At 72.9% G+C, this 20,491-nt stretch carries 19 protein-coding genes and 1 tRNA gene; 11 read left to right on the top strand and 9 right to left on the bottom strand.

The annotated features are described in order from the left end of the window. Positions 1-14: 14 nt before the first annotated feature. Together ACFVJQ_RS28415 and ACFVJQ_RS28410 are read right to left on the bottom strand one after the other, a co-directional pair. On the bottom strand, positions 15-1,424 hold the full coding sequence (locus tag ACFVJQ_RS28415; RefSeq protein ID WP_385788163.1) for a sensor histidine kinase: 1,410 nt from the start codon (positions 1,422-1,424) through the stop codon (positions 15-17). Then, positions 1,421-2,125: a response regulator transcription factor gene (locus tag ACFVJQ_RS28410; protein ID WP_385510159.1), complete on the bottom strand. Its 705-nt coding sequence runs from the start codon at positions 2,123-2,125 to the stop codon at positions 1,421-1,423. The genes ACFVJQ_RS28415 and ACFVJQ_RS28410 overlap by 4 nt, the downstream gene beginning before the upstream one ends. Before the next feature lie 128 nt (positions 2,126-2,253). Between ACFVJQ_RS28410 and ACFVJQ_RS28405 the strand changes: the two genes are divergently transcribed. Further along, positions 2,254-2,778, top strand: a complete 525-nt coding sequence (locus ACFVJQ_RS28405; RefSeq protein WP_385510158.1) for a hypothetical protein — start codon at positions 2,254-2,256, stop codon at positions 2,776-2,778. An 8-nt stretch (positions 2,779-2,786) separates the two neighbouring features. On the opposite strand, the gene ACFVJQ_RS28400 is transcribed toward ACFVJQ_RS28405, so the two are convergent. Further along, on the bottom strand, positions 2,787-3,656 hold the full coding sequence (locus ACFVJQ_RS28400; protein ID WP_385788160.1) for a spermidine synthase: 870 nt from the start codon (positions 3,654-3,656) through the stop codon (positions 2,787-2,789). A gap of 55 nt (positions 3,657-3,711) precedes the next feature. Further along, a complete protein-coding gene (locus ACFVJQ_RS28395; protein ID WP_385788157.1) occupies positions 3,712-4,110 on the bottom strand; it encodes a hypothetical protein in 399 nt (132 codons plus the stop codon). A 298-nt stretch (positions 4,111-4,408) separates the two neighbouring features. Between ACFVJQ_RS28395 and ACFVJQ_RS28390 the strand changes: the two genes are divergently transcribed. After that, on the top strand, positions 4,409-5,848 hold the full coding sequence (locus tag ACFVJQ_RS28390; RefSeq protein ID WP_385510154.1) for a hypothetical protein: 1,440 nt from the start codon (positions 4,409-4,411) through the stop codon (positions 5,846-5,848). 130 nt (positions 5,849-5,978) lie between these two features. On the opposite strand, the gene ACFVJQ_RS28385 is transcribed toward ACFVJQ_RS28390, so the two are convergent. After that, positions 5,979-6,581 (bottom strand): histidine phosphatase family protein, encoded by a 603-nt coding sequence (locus ACFVJQ_RS28385; protein WP_385788154.1) that lies wholly within the window; start codon positions 6,579-6,581, stop codon positions 5,979-5,981. Positions 6,582-6,791: 210 nt separating this feature from the next. On the opposite strand from ACFVJQ_RS28385, the gene ACFVJQ_RS28380 reads away from it, so the two are divergent. The 7 genes from ACFVJQ_RS28380 (at position 6,792) to ACFVJQ_RS28350 (ending at position 13,138) form a co-directional block, all read left to right on the top strand. Beyond that, on the top strand, positions 6,792-7,781 hold the full coding sequence (locus ACFVJQ_RS28380; protein WP_385510151.1) for a phosphatase PAP2 family protein: 990 nt from the start codon (positions 6,792-6,794) through the stop codon (positions 7,779-7,781). Next, entirely contained in the window at positions 7,732-8,898 is a 1,167-nt protein-coding gene (locus tag ACFVJQ_RS28375) for a hypothetical protein (RefSeq protein WP_385510150.1), read from the top strand. Before ACFVJQ_RS28380 ends, ACFVJQ_RS28375 begins: the two co-directional genes overlap by 50 nt. Continuing rightward, positions 8,889-10,484 carry a hypothetical protein gene (locus ACFVJQ_RS28370; protein ID WP_385510149.1) on the top strand — a complete coding sequence of 532 codons (1,596 nt, stop codon included), beginning with the start codon at positions 8,889-8,891 and terminating at the stop codon, positions 10,482-10,484. Before ACFVJQ_RS28375 ends, ACFVJQ_RS28370 begins: the two co-directional genes overlap by 10 nt. After that, positions 10,481-11,821, top strand: a complete 1,341-nt coding sequence (locus ACFVJQ_RS28365; protein ID WP_385788149.1) for an AAA domain-containing protein — start codon at positions 10,481-10,483, stop codon at positions 11,819-11,821. The genes ACFVJQ_RS28370 and ACFVJQ_RS28365 overlap by 4 nt, the downstream gene beginning before the upstream one ends. A 104-nt stretch (positions 11,822-11,925) precedes the next feature. Continuing rightward, positions 11,926-12,288 carry a hypothetical protein gene (locus ACFVJQ_RS28360; RefSeq protein ID WP_385510146.1) on the top strand — a complete coding sequence of 121 codons (363 nt, stop codon included), beginning with the start codon at positions 11,926-11,928 and terminating at the stop codon, positions 12,286-12,288. A 108-nt stretch (positions 12,289-12,396) separates the two neighbouring features. Further along, positions 12,397-13,074, top strand: a complete 678-nt coding sequence (locus ACFVJQ_RS28355) for a bifunctional DNA primase/polymerase (RefSeq protein WP_385788146.1) — start codon at positions 12,397-12,399, stop codon at positions 13,072-13,074. Further along, positions 13,065-13,138 (top strand) — tRNA-Lys (locus tag ACFVJQ_RS28350). The genes ACFVJQ_RS28355 and ACFVJQ_RS28350 overlap by 10 nt, the downstream gene beginning before the upstream one ends. Before the next feature lie 59 nt (positions 13,139-13,197). Here ACFVJQ_RS28350 and ACFVJQ_RS28345 read toward each other — a convergent pair. Next, positions 13,198-14,460 (bottom strand): M6 family metalloprotease domain-containing protein, encoded by a 1,263-nt coding sequence (locus tag ACFVJQ_RS28345; protein WP_385510144.1) that lies wholly within the window; start codon positions 14,458-14,460, stop codon positions 13,198-13,200. 342 nt (positions 14,461-14,802) lie between these two features. On the opposite strand from ACFVJQ_RS28345, the gene ACFVJQ_RS28340 reads away from it, so the two are divergent. Then, on the top strand, positions 14,803-16,647 hold the full coding sequence (locus tag ACFVJQ_RS28340; protein WP_385788142.1) for a putative bifunctional diguanylate cyclase/phosphodiesterase: 1,845 nt from the start codon (positions 14,803-14,805) through the stop codon (positions 16,645-16,647). On the opposite strand, the gene ACFVJQ_RS28335 is transcribed toward ACFVJQ_RS28340, so the two are convergent. The 3 genes from ACFVJQ_RS28335 to ACFVJQ_RS28325 form a co-directional block, all read right to left on the bottom strand. Further along, positions 16,626-17,714: an LLM class flavin-dependent oxidoreductase gene (locus tag ACFVJQ_RS28335; protein ID WP_385788139.1), complete on the bottom strand. Its 1,089-nt coding sequence runs from the start codon at positions 17,712-17,714 to the stop codon at positions 16,626-16,628. The genes ACFVJQ_RS28340 and ACFVJQ_RS28335 overlap by 22 nt on opposite strands. Before the next feature lie 87 nt (positions 17,715-17,801). Further along, complete coding sequence (locus ACFVJQ_RS28330) at positions 17,802-18,533, bottom strand: aspartate/glutamate racemase family protein (RefSeq protein WP_385510141.1); 732 nt, start codon at positions 18,531-18,533, stop codon at positions 17,802-17,804. Then, on the bottom strand, positions 18,530-19,366 hold the full coding sequence (locus ACFVJQ_RS28325; protein WP_385510140.1) for a decarboxylase: 837 nt from the start codon (positions 19,364-19,366) through the stop codon (positions 18,530-18,532). Before ACFVJQ_RS28325 ends, ACFVJQ_RS28330 begins: the two co-directional genes overlap by 4 nt. A gap of 153 nt (positions 19,367-19,519) precedes the next feature. On the opposite strand from ACFVJQ_RS28325, the gene ACFVJQ_RS28320 reads away from it, so the two are divergent. Next, positions 19,520-20,488 carry a D-2-hydroxyacid dehydrogenase gene (locus tag ACFVJQ_RS28320; protein WP_385788135.1) on the top strand — a complete coding sequence of 323 codons (969 nt, stop codon included), beginning with the start codon at positions 19,520-19,522 and terminating at the stop codon, positions 20,486-20,488. Positions 20,489-20,491 lie beyond the last annotated feature (3 nt).

Raw genomic sequence — 20,491 nt, 5'->3', positions numbered from 1 at the left:
ATCTTATGGTGCGCTTAAGGAAGGGATCGGGGACGGTTAAAGGCGGAGAGCGATCTGCCCGGCCGGCGGCGTCTGACGGACCCTCGGTGACCGCGCCGGAGGGGCGCCAGCTCGCGCCCGTCCAGCTGGATCCAGATCCGCACCTCCGTGCCGCCGAGCACCGACGACCCGATGCGTACGTCGCCGCCGGTCGACTCCGCGAGCCGGCGCACGATGTCCAGCCCGAGTCCGGTGGAGCCGTCACTGCCGGAGCCCCGGCCGCGCGCCATCGCCGCCTCGGGGTCGGGTATGCCGGGCCCCGCGTCGGACACGAGCACGATCACCGCGTCCTCGCCGTTGTGCACGTCGACCGCGAAGGCGGTGCCCTCCGGGGTGTGCCGGAAGACGTTGCCGAGCAGCGCGTCGAGCGCGGCGGCCAGGTCGGCGCGGGCCACGGGTATCCGCACCGGCCGGTCGACGCCGGCCATGCGCACCTTGCGGCCCTCGTCCTCGGCCAGCGCCGACCAGAACTCCATGCGCTCCCGCACGACCTCGGCCGCGTCGCATCCGGCGCCCGGACCGGCCGCCGCGGTCTGCGGTCTGGCATCGCGGGCGGTCCGGATGATGGTGTCGACCTCCCGCTCCAGTTGGGCCACCGCGGCCCTGGTCTGCTCGGCGGAGGGTCCGTCGCCGAGGGAGGCGGCGTTCAGCCGCAGCACGGTCAGCGGGGTCCGCAGCCGGTGGGACAGGTCGGCCGCCAACTCGCGCTCGTTGGCGAGCAGTTGGACGACCTGGTCGGCCATCGAGTTGAACGCCACGGCCGCCAGCCGCAGTTCTCTCGGTCCCGCCTCGGGCACCCGGGCGCCCAGCTTGCCCTCCCCCAGCTCGTGCGCCCCCTCGGCCAGGCGTTGCGCCGGCTGCACCATCCGTGCACCCAGCCGGTCGGCGACCGCGACCGAGCCGACGATCAGCGCGAGACCGACTCCGGCCAGCACCGCCCAGGCCGTGCCCACGCCCTTGGCGACCGCGGCGTCGGGGATGAACACCTCGACGACGGCGATCTGACCGGAGCTCAACGCGACCGGCTGGAGCAGGGCCGAGCCGTCGGGCACCTCGGCGGTGGAGGCGCGCCCCGTCTTCCGGGTGGCCGCCACGTCCGCGTCGGCGGCGCGCTGCCGGCCGATCTCCACGGCGTCCGTGCCGTCGCCGCCCGGTATGTGCACGGCCATCCCGGCGTCGGAGCCCGCGGAGGCGACGACCCGTTCGAGCTGGGCGCGGTCGGTGGTGATGGACAGCGCGGGGGCGATCTCCGCGGCGTCCCGCTCGGCGTTGGAGAAGGCGCGGTCACGGGCCATCTCCTTGATGACCAGCCCGAGCGGCACCGCGAAGGCGACCACGACCATGGCGGTGACGGCGAGGGAGACCTTGACCAGTGCCCACCTCATGGCTGCGCCTCCGCTCCCGGCGGCTCCAGCTTCACGCCGACGCCCCGCAGGGTGTGCAGATAGCGCGGCCGGGCCGCCGTCTCGCCCAGCTTGCGGCGCAGCCAGGACAGATGGACATCGATGGTCTGGTCGTCGCCGTACGACTGCTGCCACACCTCGGCGAGCAGTTCCCGGCGCGGGACGACGACACCGGGCCGCCCGGCCAGGAAGGCCAGCAGGTCGAACTCGCGCCGGGTGAGGTCCAGTCGCACGCCGTCCAGTTCGGCCTGGCGGCGCAGCGGATCCACCGTCAGTCCGCCGACCCGCAGCACCGGGGAGGGCGGGGCCTCGCCGGCGGCGGCGCGGGAGCGGCGCAGCACGGCGGCGATCCGGGCGGACAGGTGCTCGACGGAGAACGGCTTGGTCAGATAGTCGTCCGCGCCGGCGTTCAGCAGCCGGACGATCTCCGTCTCGTCGTCCCGTGCGGTGGCGATGATCACCGGTACGTCCGTGATGCCGCGCAGCATCTTCAACGCCTCGGAGCCGTCCAGGTCGGGCAGACCGAGGTCCAGGATGACCAGGTCGAAACGGAAATGGGCGACCTCGCGCAGCGCCTCCAGTGCCGTACCGACGCTGCGCACGGTGTGCGAGGCGTCGGTCAGATGCCGGATGAGCGCCGAGCGTACGAACTGGTCGTCCTCGACCACGAGCACACTTGCCATGCGCCGCACCGTACGCCATGCGGGAGAGAGCGGTCCGGCGCCTGTGGACAACTCTCGCCTGTGGAAAACTCCACACCGTTCGTGACCCGTGGGACGCCCGTGACCCGTGTGAGGCAGGATGGCCCGCGATGCTCAGAGGAGTCGTACACGTACTGGCCTGGTCGCTCGCCACGGGCGCGGCGACCACGCTGTCGTGGTGGGGTGTCCACACGGTGATGGCGGACACGGCGTACGACCCGCCGCGCGCCCTCCCGGTCACCGCGGCCGACCCGACCGCGCCCGAGCCGCGGTCCACGTCGGCGAGCACCCGTCGGCCGAAGCCGTCGCCGAGCGCGACCCCGTCGGCCACCCGCAAGCCGACCCCGACTCCCTCCGCCACCCCGAGCACCGGGGACGCGCCCCCCACCCCCACGGCTGCCGCCTCCACCGCGGGAGAGGTCAAGAGCTACGCCACCGAAGGCGGCCGGGTCGTCTTCGATCTCGGCGAGCGCTCCGCGACGTTGGTGTCGGCCACCCCGGACGCCGGCTGGTCGATGCAGGTGTGGAAGACGGAGACGTGGATCCGGGTGGAGTTCAGCGCGGGCGCCGAGCGGGTGTCGGTGTTCTGCACCTGGCACGACGGTCCGCCTCGGGTGGACATCGGCACCTACTAGCTACCGGCTCAGCGGAACACCGACGCCGGTGGTGCGGGGGACGCGACCGCTGCCGCGTCCGTGACCGGGGCGGCGCCGCCCGTGAAGTCGGTGAGTGTGCGGCCGTGCTCGACCCTGCCGGGGTGCGGGTCGGAGGCGGCGCGGCGGGTCAGTTCGGCGAGCGGGAGCGGATGGTCGGAGGCGACGAGGACCGCGTTGCCGAAACGCTTGCCGCGCAGTACGGCCGGGTCGGCGACCAGCGCGAGTTCGGCGAACCGGGCGGCCGCGGTGGCTATCTGGCCACGCAGGTGGGCGAGCGGCGGGCCGTCGGCGAGGTTGGCGGCGTACAGCCCGCCGGGCCTGAGCGCCCTGCGCACCTCGTCGAGGAACTCCGTCGAGGTCAGATGGGCGGGCGTACGGGCCCCGCTGAACACATCGGCGACCACGAGGTCGGCCCAGCCGTCCGGCACCTTGCCGAGGCCTTCGCGCGCGTCCGTGGACCGCACCCGTATGCGGGCGTTCGGCGCCAACGGCAGCTCACGGCGAACCAGTTGGACAAGGGGCGCGTCCCGCTCGACGATCTGCTGGGTGGAGCGGGGGCGGGTGGCGGCCACGTAGCGGGCGAGGGTGAGGGCGCCGCCTCCGAGGTGCACGGCCCGAAGGGGTTTGCCGGGCGGGGCGGCGAGGTCGACGACATGGCCGAAGCGCCGCTGGTACTCGAAGGACAGATACGCCGGATCGTCGAGATCGACGTGCGACTGCGGCGCCCCGTCGATCAGCAGCGTCCAGGCCCGCGCCCGGTCCCGGTCGGGGATCAGCTGAGCAAGTCCACCGTCGACGGCCTCGGTGACGGCTTCGATGGCGGCCTGCGCTCGGCGGGCCTTCCCGGACTTTCCCATTCGGCCATTTTCGCAAGCCGCGAGCGGCCGCGCCCGCCCGGCCGGCCGGCGCACGTCAGCGGCAGCTGTCCGCCGCCTCGATCATCCGGGCCGCCTCTCCCAGCGCCCGCCGCAGCACCGCCGGATCCGTCGCCAGTTCCGCCTCGTCCGGGGGCAGCAGCCACTCCGAACCGGCGGCCTCCGCATCGCCGGCCGGCGGCTCGGGGGCCAGACTCAGACCGCGCCCGTTGGTCTGTGTACACGTACTGCCCGGGACGTCCCACGCCGCCGCCGTCCCCGCCGGCACCACGAAGCCGAGGGTGTCGCCGCCGTCGTCGTGCAGAACGGGCCCGACGGCCTCGGCCTCGCCGCGCCGGAGAATGTCGACCGCTTCCAGCCCCTGCCGGGCGGGTACCGTCACGAGATCGCATGCGGGCAGCGGCGTACGAGGATCGATGCTCCGGCTGGTCTCCATCCCGGCCTCCACTACGGAACCCCTCCTTGGGCGAGCAGGTCGGGAGTCGGGCGGCTCCCGGTCCACAGGGTTCAACGCCGTGGCGGCGTCAACGGCTACGGCGGAAGTGTGCCGCAAAGGATGGCAGTTCATGGCAGATCGCGTATGAGATATCCGGTTTGTAGCTAAACACTGCGTGCCGGGCCCGTCACAGCAGGTACGTTCTTGCCCGCCGGAAATCAGGGCACCACAGTGACCACTCAAGTCCACTCGACCCGGATCCGGCATGGTTCGACGGTTCGCACGAGAGGACCCGGCCATGGCGTCGTCAACGGTGACCTCGTCCCAGCCCAACCGGCCACCGCGGCCGAACCTCGCCTTCCGGCGTCTGCGCGGCAAGCGCTCGGCCGCCGAGTTCGCCGCGGCGGTCCGTCGGGCCGCCCGGGAGATCGGCGAGCAGGTCAGCTGTGACGCGCGCTACATCGGCCGGGTGGAGGCGGGCGAGATCCGCTGCCCCAACTACGCCTACGAGCGGGTGTTCCTGCACATGTTCCCCGGACGCACGCTCACCGACCTGGGGTTCGCGCCCCGCGCATCCGTACGCGGACGCGGGGCGCGCACCGCCGCCGACCCGCCCCCCATGCCCACCCCGAGTTCCGCGCCCACCACTGAGGCACGCGGGGCCCATGAGCCGTATGACACGCAGGACCCGTACGACACGCACATCAACTACGAGGAGAGCGACGTGCTGCGTCGCGCATTCATGACCGGCGGCGGCGCCACGGTTGCCGCCGCCTCGCTGGGCCCCTTGGGGCTCGCCTTCGACGCGTCGGCCGCCGGGCGCCCCGTGCGCCGCGTCGGGACGAGCGAGGTGGGCGCCCTCGAAGAAGCCGTCCGCAGGATCCGGCTGCTCGACGACCGGCACGGCGCCGACGGCCTCTACCGGCGCGCGGCGGCACCGCTACGCGCCGCGTACGCGCTGCTGGACGCCGGCGCCACGCGGCAGGCGACCGCCGACCGGTTGCACTCGGGCGCCGGTGAACTGGCGATCTCCGTGGGCTGGCTGGCGCACGACTCGGGTCGGTTCGACGACGCGCGTTCACACTATGCCGAGGCGCTCGCGACCGCCCGGATGACCGGAGACCCGGGACTGGAGGCGCACGCCTTCTGCAACACGGCGTTTCTCGCGCGGGACGCCGGGCGCCCCCGCGAGGCGGTGCGCGCGGCGCAGGCTGCACAGCGCATCGCGCGCCCTCTGGGATCCGCCCGGCTGATGTCGCTGCTCGCGCTGCGCGAGGCGGGCGGCTGGGCGGGGCTCGCCGACCGGACCGGCTGCGCACAGGCGCTCACCCGCGCGCATGCCCTCTACGAGCGGGGCGCCTCGGACGCCGACCCCGAGTGGATGAGCTTCTACGGCGAGGCCGAGCTGGAGGCGCTGGAGGCGCAGTGTTGGTCGACGCTGGGCGACTGGCCGCGGGCGGCGCGGCATGCGCGGCGGGCGGCGCATCTGCAGGATCCGCACTTCAGCCGGAACATCGCGTTGTACACGGCGGAGCTTGCGGATGATCTCGCGCGTGGGGGGCGGCCGGATGAGGCGGCTGTTGCGGGGATGCGGGTGCTGGATCTGCTGGACGAGGTTCAGTCGTCGCGGATTCAGGCGATGTTGGCGGGGACGGCGCGGGTGTTGCTGCCGCATCGGCGGGCTTCGGGGGTGGGGGATTTCTTGGAGCGGCATGCTTCTTTGCCGCGGTCCGTTTGAGCGGGCGTCTGGGCTGGGCGGGTTTGCGGGGTGCCCGGCGTTGTCGCTGGGGTGGGGGTGGTCGCGCAGCTCGGCGCTGCGAGGTGCCGCTGCGCCACCCGTGCCGCCCCAGCGGCACGACTGCCCGCAGCTACGCCGAGCCCGCCATATGCCCCACGTCGTTCCAGGTTTCGATTGCCGGTTCGCCGTATGCCCAGCCCAGTATCGACAGTGACGTCGGGTTCAGGCGGATGCGGGCTGCGAAGTCGAGGGGGAGGCTCAGCCAGCGGGCGGCGATCGAGCGGAGGATGTGGCCATGGGCGAAGAGGAGGACGTCACGGTCCTGTGAGCGCGCCCAGGTGACGACCTCGTCCGCGCGGGCGGTCACCTCGGCCAGGGTCTCGCCCTCGGGCACACCGTCGCGCCAGATCAGCCAGCCGGGGCGGACGGCCTGGATGTCGGCCGGGGTCATGCCCTCGTAGGCGCCGTAGTCCCACTCCATGAGCGTGTCCCAGGTACGCGCGCGTGCGCCGAAACCGGCGAGTTCGCAGGTCTCACGCGCGCGTGCCAGCGGACTGGTGCGGACCTCGATCCCGGGGAGCCCCTCGTACGGCGGCTGGTGCAGTCGCTCGCCCAGCAGCTTCGCACCGCGCCGCCCCTCGTCGAGCAGGGGGACGTCGGTCCTGCCGGTGTGCTTGCCGGACAGCGACCACTGCGTCTGTCCGTGCCGGGCCAGCAGGATGCGCGGTGCCATGAGAGGACGGGACCTTTCCGGGAGAACGGAGAAATCAGAGGCGGAACCCCTCCATCATCGCGCACGCTGTCCGGGGGCAACCCGGGGGGCGATCTCAGCGTCTATCAGGGCCGGGAGGCGCCCCCTCAAGGCGCCCACCCGTACGCCCTATGGTGTACGACCGGTCCGACGGCCGGGGCGCCACGCGACGAGAAGGGGGAGGGCGATCGGATGCAGGCCGTGACACCGGGCATCGAGGCAGCCCCGCGACCCCGGCTCCGCTGGTTGACCGAACTGCCGCTGATCCTCCTGGTGTACGCCTGCTACTCGGCGGGCCGGCTCCTCGCCCGGGGCGATGTCTCCACCGCCGTCGACCACGGCCTGGCGATCCTGCGCATCGAGAAGTTCCTCCACATCAACGCCGAGCACCCCCTCAACCGCCTCTTCACGCGCGAGGCCTGGCTCGGCATACCGGCTGACTTCTGGTACGCGTCGCTGCACTACCTGGTCACCCCCGCCCTGCTGATCTGGCTGTTCAGATCCCGCACCAAGCACTATCGCGCGGCCCGCACCTGGCTGATGACCTCGACGTTCATCGGCCTGATCGGCTTCACACTGATGCCGACCTGCCCGCCCCGGCTGCTGTCGGCCGGGTACGGCTTCGTGGACACGATGGCCCAGTACAGCTCGTACGGCTGGTGGGCCGGCGAGGCGAGCGCGCCGCGGGGGCTCGGCAGCATGACGAACCAGTACGCCGCCATGCCGAGCCTGCACGTCGGCTGGGCACTGTGGTGCGGGGTGATCCTGTGGCGGTACGGCGGGACGCGCCTCACGAAGGTGGCGGGCGTGCTGTATCCGCTGGTGACGACGATCGTGGTGATGGGCACCGCCAACCACTACTTCCTCGACGCCGTCGCGGGTGCCGCCGTCATGGGTGCCGGGCTGCTGCTGGCGCCGTATGTGATGCGCTGCGCGAACCGGGTCCGGACGCGACTGGTGGCGCGCGTCGCCACCTCGGCGGGTTCCGCTTCGCCGGTCGCGGCTTCCGCCTCCTCCACACCGGGCTCTCGTGCCGCACCTGCCTCAATTGTCAGTGGCGGATGCCAGACTTCGGCGGGTGAGCGAATTCCACGGCAGCGCGAGTCACGGCTCGGACCGGGAGCCGAGCCGGGTGCCTCCCCCGCGGACACGGGGGGCGGCGCTCCGGCAGCAGCTCGCTGAGCTGCGCGGTCCCGACGTACCGGCCAAGGCACTCGACGCGCGCGCCCTCGCGGCCCTGGCCGCCAATCCCGGCTGCAAGCGGCGCGCCATCCTCGACGGCGCCGGGGTGAACAAGGCGGCACTGGCCGGTGCGTTGGGCTCGCCGTCCGTCTTCGGGCAGTCCCAGTTCGCCTTCACGCGCGGCAACGCGTTCGAGAGCCGGGTCAAGGCGGACGGTGGCGCGGAGCTGCTGCGGCTGGCGCACGAGAAGCTGGATCCGGGCGCCGAACCGCCCGCACACGCGCGGGTGCCGGAGCTGTCCGCGATCGGTCCGGAGGGCCGCGCCGCCCGCACCGCGCTGGCGCTGCGCGAGGCCGTCGAGGCGGGCGGCTGGACGCTGCTCGACCATCCGATGCTCGCACTCGACGTCGCCGGTACCCCCGCGTTCCTGGAGCCGGACGCGGTGGTCGTGCACCCGGACGGCAGCTGGACGGTCGTGGAGATCAAGTCGTTCCCGATGCTGGACGGTTCGGCGGACCCGGCGAAGGTGGGCGCGGCGGCCCGGCAGGCGGCGGTGTACGTGCTGGCACTCGAGGAGGTCGCCGCGAGGCTCCGGCCGGCCCCGCCGGTCCGGCACCGGATCCTGCTTGTCTGCCCTAAGGACTTCTCCAACCTCCCCACCGCCTCCGCCGTCGACGTGCGCAAGCAGCGGGCGGTCACCCGCCGCCAGTTGGCCCGCCTCACCCGCATCCAGGACATCGCCGACGCGCTCCCCGAGGGCACGTGCTTCTCCCCCGAGCTGCCGGCCGCCGAGCTGACCGCCGCGGTCGAGGCGGTGCCGGCGACGTACGCGCCGGAGTGCCTGTCGGCGTGCGAGCTGGCCTTCCACTGCCGGGACCGCTCCCGCGCGGCCGGCGCGGTGACCTCCCTCGGCCGCTCGGTCCGCTCCGAGCTGGGCGGCCTGTCGACGGTCGAGGACGTCCTCGCGGCGGCCCGCGGGGAGGCCGGGGATCCCCAGGACCCGGCGGTGGCGGCCCTACGCCGGGCGGCACACCTGCGCGCCGAGGCACTGGGCGACGCCCCCGAGCCAAGGACCCCCGAACACCCCGAGTCCCTGGAGGCAGCCCCGTGTCGCTGATCTCCACGCTCGCCCGTCTCGAGGCCTTCGACACCGGACGCGCGCAGCCCACCGCCACGGTCCGGCACCGGCATCTGTCCGAGCGTCCGCTGGTCCTCGTGCCGCTGACCACCGCCGGTGAAGCCGGCGCACCGCTCGGCGCGCTCGTCGGCACCGACCCGGACGCGCCGCGCCTGCTGGTCGTCCCGCAGCCCCGCGACCGCGACCTCAGGTTCGCGTTCCTGGCCGAACTGGCCGATGTGGTCCTGCCGTACATCGACGCGCACGCGGAGAGCGTCGAGGCGGCCGAGCGCACCGAGACCGACCCGGAGACCGGCAAGCGGGTCAAGGTCGAGGTCGAACTGTGCGCGGACGCCCCTCAGTTGGTCGTGCCGAGCCGCGCGGGCATCGACTTCGTACGGCTGCTCGGGCGCTCCATGCGCTTTCGCCGCACGGCGGAACAGGACCCGGAGACCCCGCACCCGGCACCGCCCAGGGTGCCGTTGCTCGGCCGGTGGCTGACCCACTTCGGGGAGCGGGCCCGGGTGCCCGGCTCCTCCCTGCTGCTGGCCCTGACGGACGTGCTCGCCCGGCACTGGTCGACCGGCCAGTCCAGCCTGGAGGACCAGCACCTCGGTGCCCTGCTCGCCTGGATCGACCCGCCGGAGGGCGCCACCGGCGCCGAGGCGGCCCTGCGGGCCGAGCTGCACAGGGACGCGCAGGGCCAGCTCACCTGCCCGCCCGCGGGCCCCGCCACCGACCCGGCGTTCGACAACAAGCTCCTCGCCCCGGCCATCGAGCGCTACGACCGCGCCCGCACCACCCTGGCCACCGCCGAGGACGGCATGGAGGCGGACGACCGGCTCGGGGACCTCACCGCCGCCGAGCGGGAGATCCGCGCCCTCGTCGAGCGGGTGACCCGGCCCACCTGGGACGCGGTGTGGCGCGGGCTCGACCTGCTGCGGGAGCTGCCCGAGGGGGCGCACGTCGAGGAGCGGTGGACCCGCGACCGCTGGTCGTTCACCGGCCACCGGGACCGCGTCCTGGCCGGTGAGCCCCCGCAGCCCCGCCGCGACGACGCGGTGACCGCGGCGAACAAGCTCGCCGCCCGCGAGCGTGAACAGGCCCGCCTGGAGGCCCAGGAGGCGCTCGACGACCCGCTGGTGATGGCCGGGCGACGGCTGACCGGGGAGGCGTTCGCGGGAGAGGTCACGGATGTCGTCATGGCGTACAGCGAGGGCAAGCGCCCGAGCCCGCGCCCCCTCGTCACGGTCCGCACGGGCGACCGGCCGCATCTGGGCGAGCGGGCGAAGGTGTACCGGTCGTACAACGGAAAACCGCAGGCGGCCGAGTTCGTGGGGTACGAGGAGGACGGCACGCTCGTCGTCCTGCGCATCCTCGACAAGATGGGCCGCGGCAAGGAGCCCGAGGCCGGGTCCGTGCCGGAGAAGGGCGACGCGGTGTGCTTCACGCTGTTCGAGCACGAGCAGCGGGGCGGCGCGAAGCTGCCCGACCCGGAGGACACGCCGTGGACGCACGGCGGTCCGCCCGGCGCGGACACCGCCCCCGAGCCCGCCGACCCCGTGACCGAAGAGGACGTCCTGTGACCACGCAGACCGCCTTCGACCCCGGTGCCGCGGCGGCGCGGGCCACCGACGCGATCCTCCACGACACGCTGCACGGCCCGCACCGCGGCGTCGTCGTCGACTCCCCGCCCGGCGCCGGCAAGTCCACACTCGTGGTCCGCGCCGCGCTCGAACTCGCCGACACCGGGCGCCCACTGATGGTGATCGCGCAGACCAACGCCCAGGTCGACGACCTGGTGCTGAGGCTCGCCGAGAAGAACCCCGAGCTGCCGGTGGGCCGCCTGCACAGCAGCGACGCCGACCCGTACGACAAGGCGCTCGACAACCTGCCGCACGTACGGAAGTCGGCGAAGGCGGCCGACCTCACGGGGCTGCCCGTCGTGATCTCGACCGCCGCCAAATGGGGCCACGTCAAGACCGACGAGCCGTGGCGGCACGCGATCGTCGACGAGGCGTACCAGATGCGCTCCGACTCGCTGCTCGCCGTGGCCGGTCTCTTCGAGCGGGCGCTGTTCGTGGGCGACCCGGGCCAGCTGGACCCGTTCGCGATCGTGGGCAGCGAGCAGTGGGCGGGCCTGTCGTACGACCCCTCGGCCTCCGCGGTGAGCACCCTGCTGGCGCACAACCCCGACCTGCCGCAGCACCGCCTGCCGGTCTCCTGGCGGCTGCCCGCCTCGGCGGCGCCCCTGGTCTCGGACGCCTTCTATCCGTACACGCCGTTCCGCAGCGGGACCGACCACGGTGACCGACGGCTCACCTTCGGCGTCCCGTCGGACGGCTCCGGCCCCGACCGGGTGATCGACGAGGCGGCGGAGTCGGGCTGGGGCCTACTGGAGCTGCCCGCCCGGCACACGCCGCGTACCGACCCGGAGGCGGTGCGGGCGGTGGCGACGGTCGTACGACGCCTGCTGGACCGCGGCGGGGCGGCCACGTCGGAGCGCTCACCCGAAGCCGCGCCGCTGACCGCCGACCGGATCGCCGTCGGCACGGCCCACCGGGACCAGGCGGCGGCGGTCCGGGCGGCCCTGGCCGAACTGGACGTGTCGGACGTCACCGTCGACACGGCGAACCGTCTCCAGGGCCGGGAGTACGACGTCACCGTGGTCCTGCACCCCCTCTCCGGCCGCCCCGACGCCACCGCCTTCCACCTGGAAACCGGCCGCCTGTGCGTCCTGGCCTCCCGCCACCGGCAGGCGTGCATCGTCGTGTGCCGGGCGGGGGTGAGCGATCTGCTGGACGACTACCCGTCGACGGAGCCGGTCCAGCTGGGCACGGTCGTGAAGTTTCCCGACGGATGGGAGGCGAACCATGCGGTGCTCGCCCATCTGGCGGAACACCGGGTGGCCTGGCGACGCTGAACGCCAGAGGTGACCGAGGGCCCTCTTGCGCAGGCGCGAGACAATTGAGGGTGGCCCACCCCCACAGGCGGCGCCATCGGAACCGTACGAGGAGGAGACAAGACATGGCGGAGCCCACGCCGCGTCGGAACGAACCGCGGCTACGCCCCGCGCCCCTGCTCTTCGAGCCCGCGGAAGCGGCCGGCGACCCGGAGCACTTCTTCGACCTGGAGTCGATGGACGACCCGCGCGCGCTGCTGGCGCGGGCGACGGAGCTGACGCAGGCCTTCCGGGCGGCGGCCGACCGGGCGGTGGAGTTCCAGGCGATCGCGGCGGCACAGCTCGCCGATCCGCGGCGGTTCGACCGGCTGACGCCCGCGGACATCGCCGAGCGGGCCGAGTGGACCGAGGACTACGCCAAGAAGATGGTGGAGTTCGGGCGGGACCTGATGCGGGGGGCCGACGGGCGGGGACCCGATCCCGTGTGAGCGGCCGGGGCTGCCGGGGCGGCCCCACCTGCGTGGCATATGCCGGGCGCGCAAAATACTCCCTCTCACCCTCCCGCGTCCCGATTTTCGGCAACCCACAGGAGGGGAATGCTCACACCCCGTAGATGTGGGTGTATGAGCAGCAGCACACTGACCTCGGACGGCGCCGCCTGGCTCGCCTCGGCCGGAGCGTATCCGCGCAGCACGCTCGCCCTCTGGGAGGAGCGTCCGGACGCCCCGGTCGTCCTGCCCTGCGGTTCCGCCTTCGATGTGGTGAGCACGCCCGCGATCTTCGGGCGCCGGATGCTGGACCGGTTGTGGGACGAAGGGCCGGGGTCGGGGCCGGTGGCCGCGTTCCGGGGGCGGATGCTGCTGTTCGCCGCGCCGGGCACCGCCCAGCGGCTCCCCTCGCTGCTGGAGTGGGAGGAGTGGGGCTCCCACGGCCGCACCGCGGCCATCCCACCCCTGCTCTGCCACGGCACCGGCGACGCGATCACCGTCCCGGCACCCGCCCCGACCGCCCCGACGCCCGCCCTGACCGGCCAGTCCACCTCCCCCGGCCGCTCCGCCTCCACCGCCCCGTCCGCCCCGTCCGCCCCGTCCGCCCCCACCGACCCGTCCGACTCCCGCTGGCTGGTTGCCCCGGACACCCGTCACCCCTGGCTACCGGGCCCGGAAATCCTGCTGTGGGCGGCGGTACGGGCCGCCCGTTCGGCGGTGCGGATATCGATTTTTCCTCCCCCGGACCAGGGTGCTAATGTCTACGACGTCAGCAGGCGCCGCTAGCTCAGTTGGTTAGAGCAGCTGACTCTTAATCAGCGGGTCCGGGGTTCGAGTCCCTGGCGGCGCACGACAGTGAAAAGCCCTTCGCGCAGGCGAGGGGCTTTTTGCATGCCGTCGGCCGAAAACTCATCCCACTGTGATCTTCACCGTCCACGCCCCCGTCACCGTACGCCCCTCCACCTCGACGCGGACGGCCTCGCCGGGGACCGTGAAGGTCTCGCCGAGGTCGACCGGGGCGTCCGCGAGGGGCGGGTAGACCGAGTTCTCCCAGCAGGCCTCCGTGTGCGGGTGGGCGTCGATCACCTGGACCGGGCCGCCACCGGACTCGGCGCCGCTGTGCACGCGGTAGACGAGGACGCCCTGCCGGCAGGCGCCGTGATCGTTACCGGCCGAGCCGCGCGCCTCGAAGGCGAGGACGCTGTCGGCCCCGGTGCGCACCACCGCCAGCTTGGTTCCCCGGCCCAGCCCGAAGGCCGGGGCGCCCGCCGCGGCCGTCATGGGCGTTCCCGGCCCGGCGCCCAGCGGCTCCAGCGTCAGCCGCACCGGCCCGGCGCCCTGCACGCAGGCCACCTGGCGCCGCTCCAGCCAGCCCAGCTTCCACTTGTGCCAGCCGAAGAGATCGGGGGCGAGTCCGAACTGGCTGCCCATCAGGTCCCAGTCGCCGACGTGGGTGTCCCAGTCGCCCTTGCCGTCCGCCGGGCGGTGGTAGAGGTCCGGCAGGTCGAAGACATGGCCGGTCTCGTGGGCGAGGACGAGCCGGTCCGGCGGGTGGTTCTCGAACACCGTGACGACCCGGCGGATGTCGGTGCCGTCCACCCGTAGCGGGCCCTCCAGGTTGACCACCTTCGTGGCGTCCGAGTCCACGCCGGGCGCGTCCGGATCGGCGACGAAGTAGACGATGTCGTAGCGCGAGAAGTCGACCCGTCCGTCGGCGGCGGCGAACGCGTCGCGCAGGTAGGCGGCCCGGTGCGGAGCGGACCAGTCGCGCTGTATGCCGTACGCCGTGGACGGCCGCGGCATCCGGATCCAGTGCCGCAGCGAATGCGGGCGGAGCTGGAACCTGCCGTAGGAGGCGCGGGTGAAGTAGCGGCTGGTGGCCGGGAAGTGGTCGGCGGTCAGCTCCGCGGGGGTGACCGCCGGGGCCGAGTCCGGGAAGGAGAGGAAGACCATCACCGCGTCCAGCGTGCGGGTCGGCCGGGGATAGTCGGCGTTCCAGGTGTCCAGGCCCTCCGAGTGGTGGGCCTCGGTGCGGGTGAGCGCGCAGGGCGCCGCCCAGAGGGGCTCGGCGACCGAGGGGCCGGTGACGAGGGAGGTCGCGGCGAGCGCCGAGAGGGTGGTGAACACGGCCGCGGTGCTGCGCAGTCGGGGACGCGGGAGCAGACGCGGCACGGGGACCTCCGGGTGCGGTTATGGGACACCGCACCCAGATTGTGCGTATTAAATGTTGTATGCCATGTTTGTCTGCATCGGACGAGTGACGGCCGTTCGAGGGAACGGCGGCAGCGTCTCCGGAAGTGCTCACGGACCGTCACAACCGGTCCGTCGCCGATGGAACCGGTGCCCGGGCGGGCAGAAACGATCTGTCAGGACGACGGGTGGTTCCGCGTCGGTTCCGGGACACTGGACAGTGGCTGCAAGGGTCCGGGGCGAACCTCTATGATCGGCACACTTTCCTGACCTTTCCTGCCCAGACAGAGATCGAGCAGATCGAGTGCACTGCGGGAGCGAGCGGTGAGCGGAACGTCCGAAGGGCCGACGCCCGCGGCAGACCTCATCCGGCCAGCCGTCACAGACAGTAATCACCAGGCGTCTCGTCGTACGAATGGCGAGGTCTCCGACCCGTTGCGGTCGGCCTTCGTCTCCGCCCCACTGGCGATGGCGGTCGTCGACCGCGAGGGCCTGGTCGTCACCGCCAATGACGCGCTGGCCGACCTGTTGGGCGCCACCCCCGGGGAACTGGCCGGACGGGTCGCCGCCGATCTGGTGGACCTGGCGTCCGACGCCCGCACCTGGCACGCGTACCGCGAGCTGCTGCGCGGCCGTGAGGCCCGGCTGCGCTGCACCCGGCGCCTGAAACAGCCCGAGGGGCACAGCGTCTGGGTGCAGGTCACCGTCTCCCCGCTCCCCGAGGGCACGGACGGTGTGCTGCTGGCCGCCGCCGACATCAGCGCCCGGCGTGAACTCCAGGCCCGGCTGCGGCACTTGCAGATGCACGACCCAGTGACCCGGCTGGCCAATCGCACCCTGTTCTTCGAGCGCCTGTCGGCCGCGCTGGACGTGGAGGCGTACGAGCGCGGCGGCACCGGCCGGATCGGCCTGTGCTACCTGGACCTGGACGGCTTCAAGGCGGTCAACGACACCCTCGGCCACCGCGTCGGCGACCGGCTGCTGGCGGCCGTGGCCGAACGTCTGACGCGCTGCGCGGACGAGGCCGGGTACGGCAGGGCGAGCGTGCCGCTCGTGGCCAGGCTGGGCGGCGACGAATTCGCCCTGCTGGTCGAGGACTCGACGGGCACCGAGCAGCTCGCCGACCTCGCCGAGTCGGTGCTAACGGCCCTTCAGGCCCCGTTCGACCTGGCCGGCCAGCGGCTGTCGCTGTCGGCGTCGATCGGGGTCGTGGAGCGGCAGGCGGCCGGGACGACCGCCACCGGTCTGATGCAGGCCGCCGACACGACGCTGTACTGGGCGAAGGCGGACGGCAAGTCCCGCTGGACGCTGTTCGACCCCGAGCGCAACGCGCACCGCATGACCCGTCAGGCGCTCGCCTCCACCCTCCGACCGGCCATCGACCGCGGCGAGTTCACCCTCGAGTACCAGCCCCTGGTCGGCATGGCGAACGGGCGGCTGAGCGGGGTGGAAGCGCTGGTGCGCTGGAACCACCCGCAGTTCGGGATGCTGACGCCGAATCGGTTCATCGGATTGGCGGAAGAGGACGGCGCGATCGTCCCGCTCGGCCGCTGGGTGCTCGCCACCGCCTGCCGTCAAGCCCGCCGCTGGCAGCTGGAACACCCCGACGAGCCGCCCATCTTCGTGTCGGTCAACGTGGCCGTGCGCCAGGTCTGGGACTCCGACCTGGTCGAGGACGTGGCGGAGATCCTCGCCGAGACCGGCCTGGAACCGCACCTGCTCCAGCTCGAACTCACGGAGTCCGCGGTGATGGGCTCGGCGGGCCGCCCGCTGCAGGCCCTGCAGGCGCTCAGCGAGATGGGTGTGCGCATCGCCATCGACGACTTCGGCACCGGCTACTCGAACCTCGCGTATCTGAGCCGGCTGCCGGTGTCCGTGCTGAAGCTGGACGGGTCCTTCGTACGGGGATTCCAGTACGAGGACTCCGGTGCCCATCCCAACCCGGCCGACGAGGTCATCGTCGAGGCGATGATCCAGCTGGCCCATCGGCTGGGGCTGACCGTCACCGCGGAGTGCGTGGAGACCTCCGCGCAGGCCGGGCGGCTGCGCCGGATCGGGTGCGACACCGGGCAGGGGTGGCTGTACTCCCGGCCGGTGTCGCCGGATCGCATCTCCGAGCTGCTGGACTGTCCGTCGGACCAGGCGGGTCAGGCGGTCGGCAACGCGTAGGCGTCGGCGATGAGTTCGTAGGAACGCAGCCGTACCTCGCCGGTGTGCGCGTTGGCGGTGATCATCAGCTCGTCGGCGCCGGTGCGCTTCTGGAGGTCGTCCAGGCCCGCGCGGACCTCGTCGGGGGTGCCGTGGATGACGTTGGCGTTCCAGGAGTCGGCGAACTCCTGCTCCAGCTGGCTGAAGGCGTACGCCTCGGCCTCCTCGGGGGTGGGGACGAGACCGGGGCGGCCGCTGCGCAGCCGGATCATGTTGAGCGCGGCGGCGCGGACCTGCCGGCGGGCCTCCCGCTCGTCCTCGGTCGCGAGCGCGGAGACGCCGATGAGGGCGTACGGCTCGGCGAGCACCTCGGACGGTTTGAAGGTCTCCCGGTACAGGTCGAGGGCGGGGATCGTGTTCTGCGCCGAGAAGTGGTGCGCGAAGGCGAAGGGCAGGCCGAGCAGGCCGGCCAGACGGGCGCTGAACCCGGAGGAACCCAGCAGCCAGACCGGCGGGCGGTGCGGGGACTGGACGCCGCCCGGAGAGGTGGCCTGGACGGGGCCGGGGACGGCGTGGATCCGGCGGTAGGGGTGGCCGTCGGGGAAGTCGTCGTCGAGGAAGCGGGTCAGCTCGGCGAGCTGCTCGGGGAAGGCGTCGGCGACCTCGTGCGGGTTGTCGGTGCGGCGCAGGGCGGCCGCGGTGGCGCCGTCCGTGCCCGGCGCGCGGCCGAGGCCGAGGTCGATACGGCCGGGGGCCATGGCCTCCAGCGTGCCGAACTGCTCCGCGATCACCAGCGGGGCGTGGTTGGGCAGCATCACGCCGCCCGAGCCGAGCCGGATGCGGTCGGTGTGGGCGGCGAGGTGGGCGAGGATCACGGCGGGGGAGGACGAGGCGACGCCCGGCATGGAGTGGTGCTCGGCGACCCAGTACCGGTGGAAGCCACGGGACTCCGCGAGACGGGAGATCGCGACGCTGGTGCGCAGGGCATCGGTGGCGGTCCGGCCGGCACCCACGGTGACCAGGTCCAGTACGGAGAGGGGCACGGGGGCGGTGCCCTGGCTGGTACCGCGGATCTCGTCTGCCGCCACGGGGGTCCTCCTTGTGTGTTGCGCTGTCCTCAGGTCCTCCTGGCGTCAACAGACGGACGTCTCCATCTATTCCTGTGCATGTATTCGTCACACCTGGACGATCGGCTCCTTGGTGAACAGAGACCCCAGCTCCGGCGCGTTCACCCGGCGGTCGGTCAGGCGCAGGGCCTCCCAGACGGTGACCTGGTTGGCGGTGAGGACGGGCTTGGCGAGCTCCTTCTCCAGGGCCGGGATGTGGGCGGCGGTGTGCAGGGCCGTGTCGGGGAGCAGTACCGCCTCCGCGTCGGTGTGGTCGGCTGCGCGGGCCAGGGCGAGCAGCTCCGCCTCCCCCCAGGTGCCGACCTCGGCGGCGGTGATGATGCCGGAACTGCGGACCGCGACCACCTCCGCACCGCCCGCCCGCAGAAAGTCCGCGAACAGCGACGCCACGTCGTCCGGGTAGGTCGCCCCGACCGCGACCCGGTGTACGCCGAGCTCCTGCACGGCGTGCACGAAGGCGAAGGCGGTCGAGGAGGCCGGCATGCCGGCGCGGCGGGCCAGGGTGCGTACCTGCTCGTGGGCGCCCTCCCAGCCGTACACGAAGCTGCCGCTGGTGCAGGCCCACACCACCGCCTCGGCGCCCGCGAGGCGCAGCTCCTCGACGCCCGCCGCGAGCCGCTCGGCCGATCCCATCTCGCGCAGCGCATCCACCCGGTGGGCGTCCTCACCGATGTCGGTGTGGACGAGGTCGACCCGGATGTCGCTCCCCAGCAGCTGCTCGATGCGTGGATAGTCGTCCTCGGCGGAGTGGCCCGGGTAGAGAAATCCGAGTGCGGTCATGTCGAGCCTTCCTGCTGCTGTTCTTCTTCGGGCAGTACGGGTTCGGGCAGTACGGGACCGGCACCTGCCTCAGGCAGTACGGGACCGGTGCGTGCCGCCGGATCGATCAGCGCCTGATACGGCCCCACCGCCCAGGTACCCAGCCGGCGCAGTGCCGCCCACACGGTCACCTGGTTGGCCGAGAGGACCGGCATCCGCAGTTCGGCCTCCAGCTGGGGAATCACGTCGTACGTCGGGAGATTGGTGCAGGCGATGAACAGGGCCTCCGCGCCGGCCCGCCGGCGCACCGCCTGCCGCGCCATGTCGGCCACGTCGCAGTAGGGGACCTTCCAGATGTCCCGCGTCAGCCCCATGAACGCGCATCCGGTGACCTTGACGCCCGCCTCGGCGACGTATTTCTGCAGCGACCGGGTCACCGACACGGTGTACGGCGTCACCAGGGCCACCCGGCGCACGCCCAGCTCCCCGAGCGCCTCCAGCAGTGCGCCCGAGGTGGTGACGGAGGGCACCGCGCCCGCCCGGGTCATCGCCTCGCACATCGCCCGCTCGCCGGCGATCCCGCCGACGAAGCTGCCCGAGGTGCAGGCGTAGGCGACGACCTCGGGCGTGATCGCGTTCAGCGTGCGCACCGCGTCGCCCAGCGTCTCGTGCTCGCTCACCAGGCGCGCCAGGTCGAGACTGACCTCGACCGGCACGAACGGCGTCCGGGTCAGGTGCAGCGACACCTCGTCCGGCACCCAGCGCCACAGCTCCCGGTCCAGCGCGAAGTCGAAGGGGGCGACGACGCCGACGCCGCGCTGTGGACCTGGTCCGCCGAGAAAGGAGACGTCCATGGCAGGCACCGCCCTCACGCGGGGAAAAGGGGTGAGCAACGGACCGCACACACGCCCGTGTTGACGAAGGTAGGTTCGGGTGCGAGCGTGGTCAAACCTCGCATGTCAGACGGCCGCCAATCCCTCCCTTTCGCCCCGAGAAACGGCTTCCGCATGACCGTCGCTCCCCCGCCCACCGGCACTCCCACCCTGCTCGTCCTGGACGCCGATCCGCTCCCCCGCCTCGGGCGTCTCACGGGCCGCGCCAGGATCGAGCACACCGACGAGCCAGGGCTCGCGGAGCGGCTGCCGCACGCCGATGTGCTGCTGGTGTGGGACTTCACCTCGCGCGCGGTCCGGGAGGCCTGGCCGGGCGGCGGCCCGCGGCCGCGCTGGGTGCACACGGCGAGCGCGGGCGTGGACCATCTGCTGTGCCCCGAGCTCGTCACCTCGGACACCGTGGTCACGAACGCGCGCGGCATCTTCGACCAGCCGATCGCCGAGTACGTCGCCGCGCTCGTCCTGGCGATGGCCAAGGACCTGCCCCGCACCTGGGAGCTGCAGCGGGAGCGGACCTGGCGGCACCGCGAGTCCCGGAAGGTCGCCGGGACCCGGGCCTGCGTCGTCGGCTCCGGCCCGATCGGCCGCGCGATCGCCCGTACGCTCAAGGCGCTGGACATCACGACCGCGCTGGTCGGCCGCACTCCGCGCACCGGCGTCCACGGCCCCGACGACCTGGACCGGCTACTCTCCCGCGCCGACTGGGTGATCGCGGCCGCGCCGCTGACGGAGCAGACGCAGGGCATGTTCGACGCCCGGCGGTTCGGGGTGATGCAGCCCTCCGCCCGGTTCGTCAACGTCGGGCGCGGGCAGCTGGTCGACGAGGACGCGCTGGCCGAGGCACTGGCCAAGCGCTGGATCGCGGGCGCCGCGCTGGACGTCTTCACGGACGAACCCCTTCCGGCGGACAGCCCGTTGTGGCAGGCGCCGGGCCTGATCGTGTCCCCGCACATGAGCGGCGACACGGTCGGCTGGCGGGACGAGCTGGGCGCCCAGTTCGTGGAGCTGTACGAGCGATGGGAGGCGGGCAGACCGCTGCCGAACGTGGTCGACAAGAAGCGCGGATACGTACCCGGACACTGACGC

This window comes from Streptomyces sp. NPDC127197 (genome assembly GCF_042672405.1).
GTDB lineage: Bacteria > Actinomycetota > Actinomycetes > Streptomycetales > Streptomycetaceae > Streptomyces > Streptomyces flavusporus.
This window is presented reverse-complemented; position numbering and strand designations above follow the sequence as displayed.